Genomic DNA, 13,498 nt, shown 5'->3' on the forward strand with positions numbered 1-13,498 from the left:
GTACTTGCCCTTAGTGTAGCCAGAGTAACCTACGAAGTTACGAATAGGGGCTGTCCTCGTTCATCATAACTTATGAAATCCTTCCCCAAAACCTCTACGTTTGAAGCGCTCCCGCCATTTATTCCGAAGCGGACAGTCATACCCCCTTGCGGGGCGTAGGCCGAAGCGTAGACTGGAAATGCGCTTCTTCCCCCCTACAGCCACTCCATAAAACAAACAAAGCATCTCTGACATAGCTTCAGAGATGCTTTTCACCCATTCACATCTATTGCTCAGAAAGCGACAAGCTTGGTACGCCGTTCAAATCAAGCCCCTCAAACTGTCCTTTTTCATACTTGATGAAGCCAGCTGCCGCGATCATCGCAGCGTTGTCCGTGCATAGCGTAAACGGTGGAATCACTAACGGAATGCCTTCTGCCTCGCATCTTGCCTGCAATCGCTCGCGCAGACCGCGATTCGCTGCAACACCGCCAGCCAGCAATACCTGCTTCGCTCCATGGGAACGTGCTGCCCGAATCGTCTTTTCAACGAGTACCTCTGTCACTGAGTCTTGAAAGCTCGCAGCCAGATTCGCCGGTTCGATGGTCTCTCCTCGCTGTGCAGCATTGTGCAAGGTATTGAGCACAGCCGACTTCAAGCCACTAAAGCTGAAATCGTAGGAATCCGGCTCCAGCCAAGAGCGCGGGAGTGGTACGTTTGCCTCCCCTTCATGTGCGAGCCGATCAATATGAGGTCCCCCTGGATACGGCAAATTCAACGCCCGTGCTACCTTGTCATACGCTTCTCCTGCGGCATCGTCACGCGTTTCGCCCAAAATCTCGAACTGCCCGTGTTCCTTCATCCAAACAAGCTCTGTGTGCCCGCCTGATACGACGAGTGCGATCAATGGAAACTCCATTTCTTGCACCAGACGATTCGCGTAAATATGACCCGCGATATGATGGACTCCGATCAACGGAATGCCTCTGGCCATGGAGATCGCTTTTGCAGCCGCCACACCGACCAAAAGCGCTCCGACGAGCCCTGGTCCATAAGTCACTGCAATGGCCTGAATGTCGTCCAATGTTTTCCCGGCATCTGCCAAGGCCTCCTCGATCGTCAGCGTGATGTTCTCCACGTGACGTCTGGAGGCAACCTCCGGTACGACTCCACCAAACCTTTTATGAATATCGGCTTGGGAAGCGATGACATTAGACAGCACCTCTCTGCCATCACGGATGACAGAAGCCGAAGTCTCGTCGCAGCTAGTTTCAATGCCTAAAATATAAGTAGGAGCACCTGATTCCTTATGTGCTTCGTATTTTTGCTGTATGCGCATCTCGTAGCGCGAAGTATAAGTCTTGTTCATTACAATGTCACCCACATAATGATTGCGTCCTCATTGTTATCCGAATAATATCCCTTGCGTCGTCCATGCTCCTTGAAGCCGAGCTTGATATACATGTTCCGCGCTGCTGTGTTCGATGGCCGAACCTCCAACGTCATGCTATGGGCACCCTGCATCTTGGCAACACCCATCATTTTGATCATCAGCGCCAATCCAACCTTCTTTCCGCGAAATAATGGATGGACGGCGATATTTGTAATGTGTGCCTCATCGATCACGATCCACATGCCGCAGTAAGCGATAACTCGATTTTGGTGAACGACGACTACATAGCGTGCATTTGGATTTCTCGTCAGCTCGTTGACAAATGCATCATGCGGCCATGGAGTTGTAAAAGCCAACCGCTCTAGCTCTGCCACCGCTCCAACGTCCTGCATCGTCATATAACGATATTCCAAATCGATTGGTTGACTCATGCTTTTACTCCTTTACGGCCCCCGCCTGCTTTTGGGCAAGCCACTTCGCTTCTGCTTCTGCCAGCTGTAGATACTCTGGAACCAGCTCATGCGCATTCCCGCCGTCTTGAAGCATGCGCAGCGCCACATAGCCGATATGTGCGGCACGCGGGTGATTAAACGCTGGAGAAGCGAATTGTGCCTGATCCCCAAGCTCCTGCACAATTGTCTCTCGGTGCAGCCTTACATCCTCACCCAAGAACAAGATCGGCTCTCCTTGTGCCTGATCACGCAACAGCGGCAACCATTCTCGCAACAGAATGATTTGTTCTTTGGACTGCGCGCGTACTTCCTCCATTCCCTCCGTACGGTAGCAGCCCGTATAAACTTGACCTCTGCGCGCATCGAACAGCGGCACAATCAATCCAGGAAAGCCTGTAGCGTTCATGGCGATTACCTCTAGACTGGACACACCGATGACTGGCACATTCAGCGACCAAGCCATGCTTTTCGCAGAGGCAACGCCGATTCTTACGCCTGTGTAGGAGCCCGGTCCGTTTGCCACCCCGAAACCGCTGAGATCCTCTGGCGCTGTTCCTGTCGCATCGAGCAGTTCACTGACACAATCCATCAGACGCACCGAATGGTTTTTTTGCTGGTTCGTCGTCATTTCTGCCAAGACCCGCTCTTCTTCTACCACAGCAACACTTAGCACCAGATTCGATGTATCAATCGCCAGTACGCGCATCAAAATCAAACTCCTCACACAATTTCACATAACGATTCCCTTGAGGAACCAGCTCTATTACCCGCTGTTCCTCACCTTCTCTTCGCAGGTAGATCGTCATCCGATCTGTCGGCAGGACGTCCTCGATTAAAGAAGCCCATTCTACGACACAGACCCCTTCACCAAAAAAGTAATCGTCCAGACCAAGAGAATCCGGATCATCGCCTACCCGATAGACATCCATATGATAAAGCGGCAAGCGCCCCTGATATTCTTTTATGATGGTAAAGGTCGGACTGTTCACTACTTGTCGTACACCTAGTCCTTTTGCCAACCCTTGGGTAAACGTCGTCTTGCCCGCACCCAGATCTCCCTCCATCGCGAGGAAGTCACCTGGCTCAAGCAGACCTGCCAGCTGCTCGGCAAAGCGCTGCGTCTCCTGCGCACCCGTGAGCCTCCATGTGTAGCTCATCTCTTTCATCCACTCCTAAAATGGTTGAATCCCGCTTTAGGCAACGGGAGCTGTTGATCATCGCGCTGTAGCAACAATTCCGGCTCCTGACTTTTTGCCATCACCTCACCGATGACTGTAAACGGTATGCCATTGGCTGCAAAATGCTTGCTAACGACTTCAAAGTGGCTTTTCGCAAGCGTTCCGACCAATTGATAATCCTCGCCGCCATAAAAAGCCCACTCCAGCGGGTCCTTCTCTACGTGTCGTGCATAATTCCGAACATCCTCATGGATCGGCACTGTTGCGGAATCGATTACAATCGATACACCGCTCGCTTCGGTGATCTCCCACAGCTCTGATGCCAGTCCATCGCTTACATCATTCAGCGCACCACATGCACCTGATTCCAGCAGCAGCCTGCCCGCTTTTATTTGGGCAACGGGACGCTGATGGGCTTCCATCAATGTGGCCCATGGGAAAGAGGCGCTCCTATTTGCAGTCTCGCCTTGCAGAAGAAGATGTAGTCCTGCAGCAGAGGTTCCGACATGCCCTGTAACAAAGACGAGCTGTCCTGGCTGTGCCTGTGATCGGCGAATGGCACGCCCTTTTTCCACCTCGCCCAGTACCGTGACACTCAGATGCAGGGCATCAGGCGCAGAGACCGTATCGCCACCAATGACCCTTACCCCGTATGCCTGACACGCATCGTAAATGCCTTCGTAGATTTGCTGGCATTCATCAGGTGTCCATTGCGGACTGACCGCGATACTGACCAGTGCATACCGGGCAACTCCACCCATCGCAGCAACATCACTCACATTGCTTATAACAGCCTTATATCCGATATCACTCGGCTTCATGGTTTTCTTTAAAAAATGTACCGTCTCCACCATCGCATCGCAGCAAGCCACGACCTCCATCTCTGGCGCTGGGGAGAAGACGGCAGCATCATCCCCAAGCCCGACGGTCAAACCATTCCCTTCCTGCCCCGCAGAACGGCTCGTCCATTGCCGGATCAGGGAAAATTCGTCGTGTGCCACCTCAAACGCTCCTTTTCCTTCGTGGAAAACATTTTTCGTGTGTTCATTATACCCCTGCTGTCAAAAGACGTGCAAGAAAGCCAACCGCCTAGAGGCTCTTTATGTCGCGAGCTCCCGTAGCAGCAGCGTCCCTTTGCAGCGTCCGCAACGATAGCGGCTCGGGTTCATTTTTCTTTTGCGTTTGTAGCTCATGCCACATGCCTTGCATACCAATTCGTAGCGATAAGGCAGGGTCGTTCGACCGTTGCCTACCTGCTGGCAGTATCGGCTTCCCCCTACCTGACGCAGCAATATTTGAAAATCCCGATCAGCGTGACGATACCCGCGCTTTTCTATGTGCAAATGATAATGGCACAGCTCATGCTTGATGATCGCAATCAATTCCTCCATACCATGCTCCTGCAAATGCTTCGGGTTTAATTCAATGTCATGGGAGCGCAGCAAATACCTCCCGCCAGTCGTGCGCAATCTGCTGTTAAAGCGGGCCTGATGGCGAAAGGGCTTGGCAAAAAACTCGCTGGATATTTGCTCTACCAGCATTTGCAGTTCCGTATCGGTCATCTCATCTCCTCCGCTTCCTTCCTTTCACCATAGCAGTTCCAGTTGAAAAGTGCCAGACAGATAGGCTACACTGAGTGCAAATAAACGGATAACAGAATGGTGGAGGAGTCTATGCGCTACTTGTTGTTGCAATCCAGTGACGGGCTACAGTTTGTCTCGCTGCCCGAATCGCATATGTACCAATTGATTGCTCTATTCAAACGACTTTACAAGGAAATTGACAAATTGACGATTGCAGAACGCCCTGAATTGCCTACTGTTCTGGCAGAATGTACGGATGTGGAACGGTTAGAGAGCGGGCTTTCGATCGTGGATGGATTGGAGTACGTTAATGGTCTCGAGCGCCGCTTCGCTGCCCTTCAAGAGACCGAGTATCCTCTCATCTCCTTGTTGACTGAGATTCGTGCCCTGCAAGCCCAACTGGAGTATTTGTACGAAGAAGAAGAGTAAATTTATAATTATAGGCACCTCCTGCTCGTCCTTGCGCATACATTGCCAATAGACGAATATCTCCAGGAGGTACCTTCATGCCCCAATGGATGCGCAGGCAGTTGCAACGTGCCTTTAATGGGAAGGACGTTCGCCAAATTCGTGTGCTCAATAGCTGTTGGTTCTTATATTTAGAAAAAAATGGCGGCCGTCCCGATTAACAGGAGGCCGCTTTTTCTCATGTATCCCTTATTTTATCCTTCTGTTGGCGGGATCATGGTCATCCCGACACGCTGACGCTTCTCGTCAATTTCTACTACCCATACATCCACGATATCACCTACGGTAACCACTTCTAGCGGATGTTTGACAAAGCCCTTCTTCAAGCGGGAAATGTGCACGAGACCGTCGTTTTTCAGACCGATATCAACAAACGCTCCGAAATCGACCACATTGCGCACCGTGCCTTGCAGCTTCATACCTACGCCCAGATCAGACAGCTGGAGGACATCGCTTCGCAAGAGCGGCTTCGGCAGCTCGTCACGCGGGTCGCGGCCAGGACGCAAGAGGCTGTCTACAATATCCTGCAGTGTAGGCTCACCAATCCCGAGCTTCGCAGCGGTCTCTTTTACATCCAGAGACTGCAAGCGTTCCCTGCAATTCTCACTACCAATCTCATGAGCGCTGATACCAAGCATCGTCAAAAGCTGATGAGTCGCCTCGTACGATTCCGGGTGAATGGGTGTTTTGTCCAGTGGATTGGCCCCCTCCATGACGCGCAGGAACCCGATGCACTGCTCGTACGTTTTGGCACCCAAGCGCGGGACTGCCTTCAACTGGGAGCGCTCCGTGAACTTCCCGATCTCTTCCCGCTTTTTCACGATATTCCCCGCTACCTGGCGGCTAATACCTGATACATACTGCAGAAGAGAAGGAGAAGCGGTGTTCACATCCACCCCGACATGGTTCACGGCGGACTCAACCACAAACTGCAAGCTGTCTGCCAGCCTCGACTGGGAAACATCATGCTGGTACTGACCTACCCCGACGGATTTCGGATCGATTTTTACCAACTCCGCGAGCGGGTCCTGCAAGCGGCGAGCGATGGAGGCTGCACTTCGCTCTGCTACATCCAGGTCCGGGAATTCCTCCTTGGCCAGAGTGGAGGCGGAATATACGGATGCGCCTGCCTCGTTCACGATGATGTACATCACTTCTCGCTTCAATTCCTTCAGAAGCGTGGCAATGAACTGTTCCGTCTCGCGCGAAGCCGTACCGTTACCGATCGCTACAACAGTTACCCCGTATGTTTCGATTAGCTGCTTCACTTTGACTGTGGCTTCGGCTACTTTATTGGCTGGAGGGGTTGGGTAAACAACCGCAACCTCCAACAGCTTGCCCGTTTCGTCTACAACGGCGAGCTTGCAGCCTGTCCGAAACGCGGGATCGACCCCAAGTACGACTTTGCCTTTTACAGGCGGTTGAAGCAGCAGATTACGCAGGTTTTCTGCAAAAATGTGTATAGCCCGTTCCTCGGCTGCCTCTGTCAGCTCGGCGCGCACCTCTCGCTCGATAGAAGGTGCGATCAGGCGCTTGTACGCATCCTCTACTGTGAGTGTCAGCAGGTCACGTGCAACTGTATCGCGAGAAATCGCACGCCTTTGCATCCAAGCCAAAATCTCTGCCACAGGCGCTTCAATCGTTACCTTTAGAATCCCTTCGTTCTCTCCTCGATTGATGGCCAGCACCCGATGTGGGACAACCTTCTTTAGAGGCTCACTATATGCATAATACATTTGGTATACATTTTTCTCGTCCGCTTCTTCCGATTTCTGTTCCGTCAGAAGCAATCCCTTTTGCACAGAGCGCTGACGAACCCACTGACGAATCTCAGGGTCATCGGACAGCTGTTCCGCCACGATGTCCATCGCTCCTTGCAAAGCTTGCTCAGTCGTTTCGACGCCTTTTTCCGGGTCGATATATTGCTTCGCTTCTTCTTCCGGACTCCCGGTTTTCGGCAGGCTCATGAGGTAATTGGCAAGTGGCTCCAGCCCCTTCTCCTTAGCCATCGTCGCACGCGTACGGCGCTTTTGACGGTAAGGACGATACAGATCTTCTACCTCTTGCAGCTTTGTTGCTCGTTCTATGGCTGCGCGTAACTCGTCCGTCAGTTTGCCCTGCTCATCTATGAGGCGAACGACTTCTTCCTTTCGCACTGACAGGTTGCGTAAATAGCGAACGCGTTCCTCAATCGCTCGAATTTGTGTTTCATCTAGCTGCCCCGTCATTTCTTTGCGGTAGCGAGCAATAAAAGGAACCGTGTTTCCTTCATCCAAGAGGGCAACCGTGCGCTCCACCTGGTGAGGTTTGACACCCGTATCTTGGGCGATTGTTTGGATCATCAACGTAAGCTCCATACCTGTCCTCCTGCGCTCATTCTTCGACGTTTATTGTACCATATTTGCTAACAAGGACTGGAAAAAGGGACGAAAAAAGAGGAGCCTCCTGGCCCCTCTACGTCACACTTTCCAGCTGTTCCACTTTCAATGCTTCCCTCAGCTTGCCCAACGCCCTGCGCTGGAGGCGGGAAATATGCATTTGTGACATCCCCATGACGTCCCCAGCTTGCTTCTGACTCAAATTTTGATAAAAGGTTAAATGAATGATTTCTTTTTCACGACTGTCCAAAATTTGCAGGGCTCGGTCCAGCATCAGATTCTGCTCGACTGCTCCGTACCCTTCTTCCGTCGTCCCAACAAGATCCAGTAATGAAATGGTGTTGCCGTCCAGATCAGCTTCCAGTTCGCTATCCATGGAGAGAGAATGATAGCTGCGCCCCATCTCCAACGTCTCAAGAATCGCTTCTTCTGTAACCCCGAGGCTTGATGCGATGTCAGCAATTTGGGGAGAACGCTGTAGCTTGATCGTGAGCTCGTCGACCACCCGTTTGATCTTTGGGCTCAGCTCTTTTACCCTGCGCGGAACATAGACACTCCATGTCTTGTCCCGAATATAGCGCTTAATCTCGCCCACGATAGTCGGGATCGCAAAGCTCTCAAACGTCCTCTCATAACTAGGGTCGAACCGTCGAAAGGAAGCAAGCAATCCGATTAAACCGACTTGTACGAGGTCTTCATACATGACTTGTCCACGAACAAACTTCTTTGCTAGCGATTCCACAAGAGGAGTATAGGCCCTCACCAGTTGTTCCTGTATCGCGGGATCTTTTGTTTCACCATACAGGTGGATGAGCTCCTTCAACTCCTCTGGACTATATTTCTGCTTCCGAGATTGTCCAGTCATTGCCAGCCACCCCATCCTGCCGAACATACTTGGTCATAGAGACTACTACCCCTGATTCAGAGCGAATCTCCACTTCATCCATCAGCGTGTGGATGAGATAGAGCCCCAGCCCGCCCTCATCCAAATCCTCAAGGTTTTTCCCTGCGTAAATCGGCGTCAGTTGCTCAGCAATGAGCTCACTCGAAAATCCTACGCCCCGATCGCTTACCTCGATCATCAATCGATCCTCGTAAACGTGGCATTGGATATGGATAGAGCCAGGATTCTCTGTTTCCTTGTATGCATGTCTTACAACGTTTGTGCATGCTTCTCCGACGGCAAGCTTGATATCCTCAATGTCTTCATAAGAAAAGCCCATACGGTTGGCTACACCGGATACAGTCAGACGCGCTACTCCCAAATACTCCGCCTGGTTCGGCAAAGTCAATTGAATCACGTCTGCCTGAGGTCTATTTGGACCCATTACTCGCTCTCTCCTTTGCGGATGGCAATATGATCGTATAAGCCAGTGATGCGAAATAGCCTTTCCACACGCGGAGACAATTTGTGCACCTCAAACGTGCAATTTTTTTGGATGCACTCTTTCATAATCCCGATGAAAATTCCGATTCCGGTACTGTCCATGTATTCTACCGCTTCCAAATCAACTGAAATGCGATTGATATCCGGCCTGGTGACGAGTGACATGAGTGTTTCCTTTACTTTTGGTGCTGAATAAGCATCAATATCCCCACCAAGGACCACTCGGTGTTCTGATTCAAGGCTCGTTGTCTGAATTAGCAGGTCCATCTGCGCTACCCCCCGTATGTTGCTTAGGTTCTTCGAAGTACAATCATGGTGTAATCATCCAGCAGTTCAAACTGGGAGAGCAGAAGCAGTCTGTTGTACAGGCCGTTTGCCATCTTCTGGGCAGATTCGCCCACCTCTTTTTGCAAATGGTGTACAAGCTCTTCCCTTTGCAAATAGTATCGGTTAATTTTGCATTCTGTTACACCATCCGTCAGAAGAATCAGAACATCATTCTTTTCTAAACGAATTTCTTGAACCTCGTATTGACTGGTGGGACATAGCCCTAAAGCGTAGCCTTTTCCTTCGAGATCGTAAAACTTCTCTTCGGCCGACCTGTACAGAAATCCTGGCTCGTGCCCTGCCGTCGCATAACGGAAGCAGTGTTCCTTCGTATCGTAGCTGCCAAACAGCATCGTCACAAACATGCTCGGATCAATATTTCTTCCCACAATCCGGTTTAAATGACGGAGCATTTCATCGGGACCTAGCTCCATTTCTCCAAGGCTGTCTATCGCATATTTCAGCATCGACATGCACATCGCAGCAGGCATTCCTTTTCCCGTAATGTCTGCTATAGCGAGTCCAAAACGACCTTCCCTTTGCTCAATAAAGTCGTAATAGTCGCCCGATATTTGTTTCGCCGCAATACTCACTACGCCAATCTCCAGCTCTGAATAAACGGGAACCTCACTCGGCAAAAGTGTTTGCTGCATGGCTTTTGCCACGGCTATTTCTGATTCCATCTGCTGATGTCTGTTTCGCCAGCTGTTTACGGATCGATGCTCGTTCCCATATTCAATCATGACCTCAGTCAAAATGGAGAAGGAGGAGCGCACAAACTCTGGCACTTCCCCGAGCTGCTCAAGCGCTCGCGCATGCATATCTGTCAATTCCTCTGGAGAAATATCTCGAGAAAGCATCCATTTGCCCAACTGCTGGGCTCCGTAAAGCTGGTCCTCCCCTTGAGCACTCAGGTAATCCCGAAGAATTTTTACATACTCTTCTTGGAAGCTCCGGGTTACCATCTATCTCATTCCTCCTCTACTTGATCGCTCCACTTCACAACAACGACGCGCGTCCCTTCCCCCAAGGTACTATGGATCTCAAATTCATCCATCATGCGTCTGACACCCGGCAATCCAGCTCCGAGAGCACCGGAAGTCGAATAGCCGTCTTCTAACGCCCTGCGAATATCAGGAATCCCTGGCCCACTATCTATCGCTGTGATTTGCAAGCCGATCACGCCTTCACGCTCCAGCGGCGAGATGGTGATCGTCCCCGTACCCGCATACAAATAAATGTTGCGCGCCAACTCAGAGATAGACGTGGCGATGCGGGACTGCGTGATTGTACCAAAGCCAAAAAGCCTCGACATATTTCGCCCCACTTGTCTTGCCGCCACGATGTCTGATTCTCGTTCTATATTGATTGTCTCAGGAGAATTGCTCTGCCACAACCAAAAAAACCCCTTCCGCCTCGCTTGGTAGGTAGAAATGAGTTTTTTCTCTACCTCGAAAAATAAAGCAAATTGTGTCACATTTTGTCTTTTATTCTTTTCCAACAGTTCGCTGCCGACCTATGAAATCCCTGCATATATGACAGCAAAAAACCACTTGCTTCACTCAAGTGGCTTTTCCTATCAGATAGTCTGAACTTATCTTACACATTAAAAATCAATGAGTCCTAAACTGATTTGCAAGGATTCATTAACCCGATCCATCATCTCGTCATCGAGATGCGTAATTTTATCAGTCAGACGTTGTTTGTCAATGGTTCGTATTTGTTCCAACAGAATAACGGAGTCACGATCAAATCCATAAGTTTTTGCGTCAATTTCCACATGCGTAGGCAGCTTCGCCTTTTGAATCTGCGCCGTAATGGCTGCGACGATGACCGTCGGACTAAATCGATTTCCAATGTCGTTTTGAATGACTAAAACAGGCCGTACGCCTCCTTGCTCAGAGCCAACGACCGGGGACAGGTCCGCGAAAAACACATCGCCACGTTTGACAATCACCAGTCACACCCCGCTAACTAAGCGGACAAGAGTATGGTCAGCCTCTTCTTCAGCGCCAAAAGCCTCCGATGCCATATTCAGATTAATCTTCGCCATCTCCATGTACCCTTTTTGCATGGTCTCACGGATTGTACGTTTTTTACGTTCTTTCAAATACAAATGCATCGCTTGACGAATAAACTCGCTGCGATTGGATTTTTCCTTTTGAATAACGCCATCCACTTCCTGAAGCAAGTGTTGTGGCAAGCTGATCATGATGCGTTTCGTGTTTGACTTCGACAAGACAAATCCACCTCCAACCATGACCGTAACTTCCATCCGCTATGCTGGTTCTAGAAAGAACAGCCAGTATGAACAATACCATTATGTCGAATCCATTGCAAAAATATACCTATCTGTGCGCTTTTTCGGTTAGAAAACGTGAGTGTAGCATATCGAAAGGTGCAGGTGAAGACTTCGTTTACCAAAAAAGCCAGCTTTTTCGCTTAACTAGTATTCGTGTTCCAAGGGAAAATTCCTGCTGATTTTCCTTGCTAGTTATTTACATTTTCATAGGACGAGTGTTTCATTGTCAATGGGTGAAAGACGTCCGATACTTTCTGGTCCCGTAAATAGAGGCGCGGAATTCGGTAATTCAGCATACAAGGAACCTCGTAATTGATCGTCCCCAGCAAATCGGCAATTTCATCCAAGGAGATTTCCTCGTCACCTTGTTTTCCATACAAGACTACCTCGTCATTAACCTCTGCTCCTGTCGAATTCAGGCTAACCATGATTTGATCCATGCAAACTCTGCCTGCAATCGGATAGCGAGATCCCTTGTACAGCACCTCACCACGATTGGACAAAAGGCGAGAATAGCCATCTGCGTATCCGATCGGCAATGTTGCGATCCACTCATCAGGCTGTGCTGCATACGTAGCACCATAGCTGACCGTGAATGGCTCATCGGCCTTCTTTACGTGGGCAATTCGGGTCTTCAGCGCCAAGGCAGGGGCAAGAACGACATCCGCACGTTCTTTCATGTACAAAGAAGGATACAATCCGTATAAACCTATGCCTAAACGAATCGTATCATACCCCCAATCGGGAAATGCGATAGCCGCAGCCGTATTGCAGCAATGAACCGCCGGCAATGTTTTATCTGCTTCACGCAGTGCTTGCAAAAAGGATTGAAACAAGTCGTGTTGTCGTCGCACATGGGTTGTATCTGGTTCATCCGCGCAGGCAAAATGCGTAAAAATACCTGTCCACTTAAGCTTTGCGCATTGTTCAAGGGCATCAACGACCGCAAGCAAATCTTCTTTTGTCCGGACACCCAAGCGGCCCATGCCCGTATCGGCTTTCACGTGAATACCAACGGGCTTCTGATTGTTTTGCTGAAGGAATTCGTTCGCTTTGGTGATCCATTCGACGCTGTAAGCCGTTAACTCCACTTCCAGCTCGCTCGCGATGACGATGGACTCGACAGGTGTGTATCCCAACACCAAAATCGGAGCCTTGATCCCAGCCTTCCGCAAGACAAGCGCTTCATCCAGCAAAGCGACCGCCAGAGAATCCGCACCACTCGCCAACGCTTCTTTTCCGACATGGACAGCGCCATGACCGTACCCGTCAGCTTTCACAACAGCCATAATACCCGTTTTTTCTGGCAAATGACGTCTGAATGTCTCGACGTTCGCCCGGATGGCATCCAAATCAACCTCTACCCAAGTGTCACGACAAAACGGTTTCATTCCTATCTCCTCTTGTTCCCTTTTTTATAGTAAAACAAGCGCTCATTTAAACGGTTGAGAAATTCCCTGGAAACCATCAGTGATTCTTTTTTGCCGCCTACACGATAAAAATGACGGCCTTCATAAATTTGCTCTACTTCAGACAGCGGGTAGCTCTTTTCCTGTCCTGACATGGAGATAATCAGGTGAGTCTTTGTCAGCTTGTAGACTGGACGCAGAACCGATCTGTACAGGAATGGAGACAATCCAACAACTGCAATGGCAATGGCAAAAACAAGGACCTTGAATCTCGTGTCATTGGTCGGGAAAAATTGAGAGAGAATCATCATTCCCAGCACGAACATTACGGTCTCGTTAATGCGCATTTTCCAGCTTTTGCGCAGGAGCATGTCTTTGTAAGTCGATGCTTCCTCGTACAAAACTTCGTTAGACGGTTTCTTCATGTAAAGCATGCCACCTCATTCGTTAAGTTACTCTGAATGTATCGTGTTTCCCCGTTGTGTGTCAATTCGCGGATTGTCCCCTCACCTCATTCGCACGGTGATTTTTATGGACAAATCGACCGTCATCGACCGATCCCGAAAAATCGAGTAGGAGGGGGTGACTAACCCCCGTCCTCTCACACCACCGTACGTACCGTTCGGTATACGGCGGTTCATC

Annotated in this window: 18 protein-coding genes; 2 read left to right on the top strand and 16 right to left on the bottom strand. The window is 50.1% G+C overall.

Annotated elements, in window-relative coordinates; translation table 11 throughout:
* Positions 1–265: 265 nt before the first annotated feature.
* The 6 genes from tsaD to AB1L17_RS30640 all read right to left on the bottom strand — a co-directional run bounded on the left by tsaD (position 266) and on the right by AB1L17_RS30640 (position 4,564).
* A complete protein-coding gene (tsaD, locus tag AB1L17_RS30615; protein WP_412848719.1) occupies positions 266–1,348 on the bottom strand; it encodes a tRNA (adenosine(37)-N6)-threonylcarbamoyltransferase complex transferase subunit TsaD in 1,083 nt (360 codons plus the stop codon).
* On the bottom strand, positions 1,348–1,803 hold the full coding sequence (rimI, locus tag AB1L17_RS30620; RefSeq protein ID WP_412848720.1) for a ribosomal protein S18-alanine N-acetyltransferase: 456 nt from the start codon (positions 1,801–1,803) through the stop codon (positions 1,348–1,350). Before rimI ends, tsaD begins: the two co-directional genes overlap by 1 nt.
* A gap of 4 nt (positions 1,804–1,807) precedes the next feature.
* On the bottom strand, positions 1,808–2,530 hold the full coding sequence (tsaB, locus tag AB1L17_RS30625; RefSeq protein WP_412848721.1) for a tRNA (adenosine(37)-N6)-threonylcarbamoyltransferase complex dimerization subunit type 1 TsaB: 723 nt from the start codon (positions 2,528–2,530) through the stop codon (positions 1,808–1,810).
* Positions 2,511–2,981 carry a tRNA (adenosine(37)-N6)-threonylcarbamoyltransferase complex ATPase subunit type 1 TsaE gene (gene tsaE, locus AB1L17_RS30630; RefSeq protein WP_412848722.1) on the bottom strand — a complete coding sequence of 157 codons (471 nt, stop codon included), beginning with the start codon at positions 2,979–2,981 and terminating at the stop codon, positions 2,511–2,513. The genes tsaB and tsaE overlap by 20 nt, the downstream gene beginning before the upstream one ends.
* A 5-nt stretch (positions 2,982–2,986) precedes the next feature.
* A complete protein-coding gene (thiL, locus tag AB1L17_RS30635) occupies positions 2,987–4,003 on the bottom strand; it encodes a thiamine-phosphate kinase (protein WP_412848723.1) in 1,017 nt (338 codons plus the stop codon).
* Between the two features lie 99 nt (positions 4,004–4,102).
* Positions 4,103–4,564: a SprT family protein gene (locus tag AB1L17_RS30640; protein ID WP_412848724.1), complete on the bottom strand. Its 462-nt coding sequence runs from the start codon at positions 4,562–4,564 to the stop codon at positions 4,103–4,105.
* A gap of 111 nt (positions 4,565–4,675) precedes the next feature.
* Between AB1L17_RS30640 and AB1L17_RS30645 the strand changes: the two genes are divergently transcribed.
* Together AB1L17_RS30645 and cmpA are read left to right on the top strand one after the other, a co-directional pair.
* Positions 4,676–5,014 carry a hydrolase/acyltransferase gene (locus AB1L17_RS30645; protein ID WP_412848725.1) on the top strand — a complete coding sequence of 113 codons (339 nt, stop codon included), beginning with the start codon at positions 4,676–4,678 and terminating at the stop codon, positions 5,012–5,014.
* A gap of 77 nt (positions 5,015–5,091) precedes the next feature.
* Positions 5,092–5,214 carry a cortex morphogenetic protein CmpA gene (gene cmpA / locus AB1L17_RS30650; protein ID WP_012684250.1) on the top strand — a complete coding sequence of 41 codons (123 nt, stop codon included), beginning with the start codon at positions 5,092–5,094 and terminating at the stop codon, positions 5,212–5,214.
* A 33-nt stretch (positions 5,215–5,247) separates the two neighbouring features.
* Here cmpA and AB1L17_RS30655 read toward each other — a convergent pair whose 3' ends face one another.
* The 10 genes from AB1L17_RS30655 to AB1L17_RS30700 form a co-directional block, all read right to left on the bottom strand.
* Positions 5,248–7,410: a Tex family protein gene (locus tag AB1L17_RS30655; protein ID WP_412848726.1), complete on the bottom strand. Its 2,163-nt coding sequence runs from the start codon at positions 7,408–7,410 to the stop codon at positions 5,248–5,250.
* A gap of 97 nt (positions 7,411–7,507) precedes the next feature.
* The gene (sigB, locus tag AB1L17_RS30660) at positions 7,508–8,296 is read right to left on the bottom strand and encodes an RNA polymerase sigma factor SigB (protein ID WP_412848727.1); all 789 of its coding nucleotides are present in this window, start codon (positions 8,294–8,296) and stop codon (positions 7,508–7,510) included.
* Complete coding sequence (gene rsbW / locus AB1L17_RS30665; protein WP_412848728.1) at positions 8,265–8,759, bottom strand: anti-sigma B factor RsbW; 495 nt, start codon at positions 8,757–8,759, stop codon at positions 8,265–8,267. The genes sigB and rsbW overlap by 32 nt, the downstream gene beginning before the upstream one ends.
* On the bottom strand, positions 8,759–9,085 hold the full coding sequence (locus AB1L17_RS30670; RefSeq protein ID WP_412848729.1) for an anti-sigma factor antagonist: 327 nt from the start codon (positions 9,083–9,085) through the stop codon (positions 8,759–8,761). Before AB1L17_RS30670 ends, rsbW begins: the two co-directional genes overlap by 1 nt.
* 23 nt (positions 9,086–9,108) lie before the next feature.
* Entirely contained in the window at positions 9,109–10,110 is a 1,002-nt protein-coding gene (locus AB1L17_RS30675; protein ID WP_412848730.1) for a PP2C family protein-serine/threonine phosphatase, read from the bottom strand.
* Between the two features lie 5 nt (positions 10,111–10,115).
* Positions 10,116–10,460, bottom strand: a complete 345-nt coding sequence (locus AB1L17_RS30680) for an anti-sigma regulatory factor (RefSeq protein WP_412848733.1) — start codon at positions 10,458–10,460, stop codon at positions 10,116–10,118.
* Positions 10,461–10,751: 291 nt separating this feature from the next.
* The gene (locus AB1L17_RS30685; RefSeq protein WP_005830205.1) at positions 10,752–11,102 is read right to left on the bottom strand and encodes a type II toxin-antitoxin system PemK/MazF family toxin; all 351 of its coding nucleotides are present in this window, start codon (positions 11,100–11,102) and stop codon (positions 10,752–10,754) included.
* Between the two features lie 3 nt (positions 11,103–11,105).
* A complete protein-coding gene (locus tag AB1L17_RS30690) occupies positions 11,106–11,405 on the bottom strand; it encodes a CopG family ribbon-helix-helix protein (RefSeq protein ID WP_007721089.1) in 300 nt (99 codons plus the stop codon).
* 230 nt (positions 11,406–11,635) lie between these two features.
* Positions 11,636–12,838 carry an alanine racemase gene (gene alr / locus AB1L17_RS30695; RefSeq protein ID WP_412848731.1) on the bottom strand — a complete coding sequence of 401 codons (1,203 nt, stop codon included), beginning with the start codon at positions 12,836–12,838 and terminating at the stop codon, positions 11,636–11,638.
* A 2-nt stretch (positions 12,839–12,840) separates the two neighbouring features.
* Complete coding sequence (locus AB1L17_RS30700; protein ID WP_412848732.1) at positions 12,841–13,281, bottom strand: hypothetical protein; 441 nt, start codon at positions 13,279–13,281, stop codon at positions 12,841–12,843.
* Between the last annotated feature and the right edge of the window lie 217 nt (positions 13,282–13,498).

It is taken from the genome of Brevibacillus jepli (assembly GCF_047229145.1).
Classification (GTDB): domain Bacteria; phylum Bacillota; class Bacilli; order Brevibacillales; family Brevibacillaceae; genus Brevibacillus.

Excerpts from the sequence above, each read along its gene's own strand:
- tsaD (WP_412848719.1), bottom strand. The coding sequence starts at position 1,348 with ATGAACAAGACTTATACTTCGCGCTACGAGATGCGCATACAGCAAAAA.
- rimI (WP_412848720.1), bottom strand. The coding sequence starts at position 1,803 with ATGAGTCAACCAATCGATTTGGAATATCGTTATATGACGATGCAGGAC.
- tsaB (WP_412848721.1), bottom strand. The coding sequence starts at position 2,530 with ATGCGCGTACTGGCGATTGATACATCGAATCTGGTGCTAAGTGTTGCT.
- tsaE (WP_412848722.1), bottom strand. The coding sequence starts at position 2,981 with ATGAGCTACACATGGAGGCTCACGGGTGCGCAGGAGACGCAGCGCTTT.
- AB1L17_RS30640 (WP_412848724.1), bottom strand. The coding sequence starts at position 4,564 with ATGACCGATACGGAACTGCAAATGCTGGTAGAGCAAATATCCAGCGAG.
- AB1L17_RS30645 (WP_412848725.1), top strand. The coding sequence starts at position 4,676 with ATGCGCTACTTGTTGTTGCAATCCAGTGACGGGCTACAGTTTGTCTCG.
- cmpA (WP_012684250.1), top strand. The coding sequence starts at position 5,092 with ATGCCCCAATGGATGCGCAGGCAGTTGCAACGTGCCTTTAATGGGAAG.
- AB1L17_RS30655 (WP_412848726.1), bottom strand. The coding sequence starts at position 7,410 with ATGGAGCTTACGTTGATGATCCAAACAATCGCCCAAGATACGGGTGTC.
- sigB (WP_412848727.1), bottom strand. The coding sequence starts at position 8,296 with ATGACTGGACAATCTCGGAAGCAGAAATATAGTCCAGAGGAGTTGAAG.
- rsbW (WP_412848728.1), bottom strand. The coding sequence starts at position 8,759 with ATGGGTCCAAATAGACCTCAGGCAGACGTGATTCAATTGACTTTGCCG.
- AB1L17_RS30670 (WP_412848729.1), bottom strand. The coding sequence starts at position 9,085 with ATGGACCTGCTAATTCAGACAACGAGCCTTGAATCAGAACACCGAGTG.
- AB1L17_RS30675 (WP_412848730.1), bottom strand. The coding sequence starts at position 10,110 with ATGGTAACCCGGAGCTTCCAAGAAGAGTATGTAAAAATTCTTCGGGAT.
- AB1L17_RS30680 (WP_412848733.1), bottom strand. The coding sequence starts at position 10,460 with ATGTCGAGGCTTTTTGGCTTTGGTACAATCACGCAGTCCCGCATCGCC.
- AB1L17_RS30690 (WP_007721089.1), bottom strand. The coding sequence starts at position 11,405 with ATGGTTGGAGGTGGATTTGTCTTGTCGAAGTCAAACACGAAACGCATC.
- alr (WP_412848731.1), bottom strand. The coding sequence starts at position 12,838 with ATGAAACCGTTTTGTCGTGACACTTGGGTAGAGGTTGATTTGGATGCC.
- AB1L17_RS30700 (WP_412848732.1), bottom strand. The coding sequence starts at position 13,281 with ATGAAGAAACCGTCTAACGAAGTTTTGTACGAGGAAGCATCGACTTAC.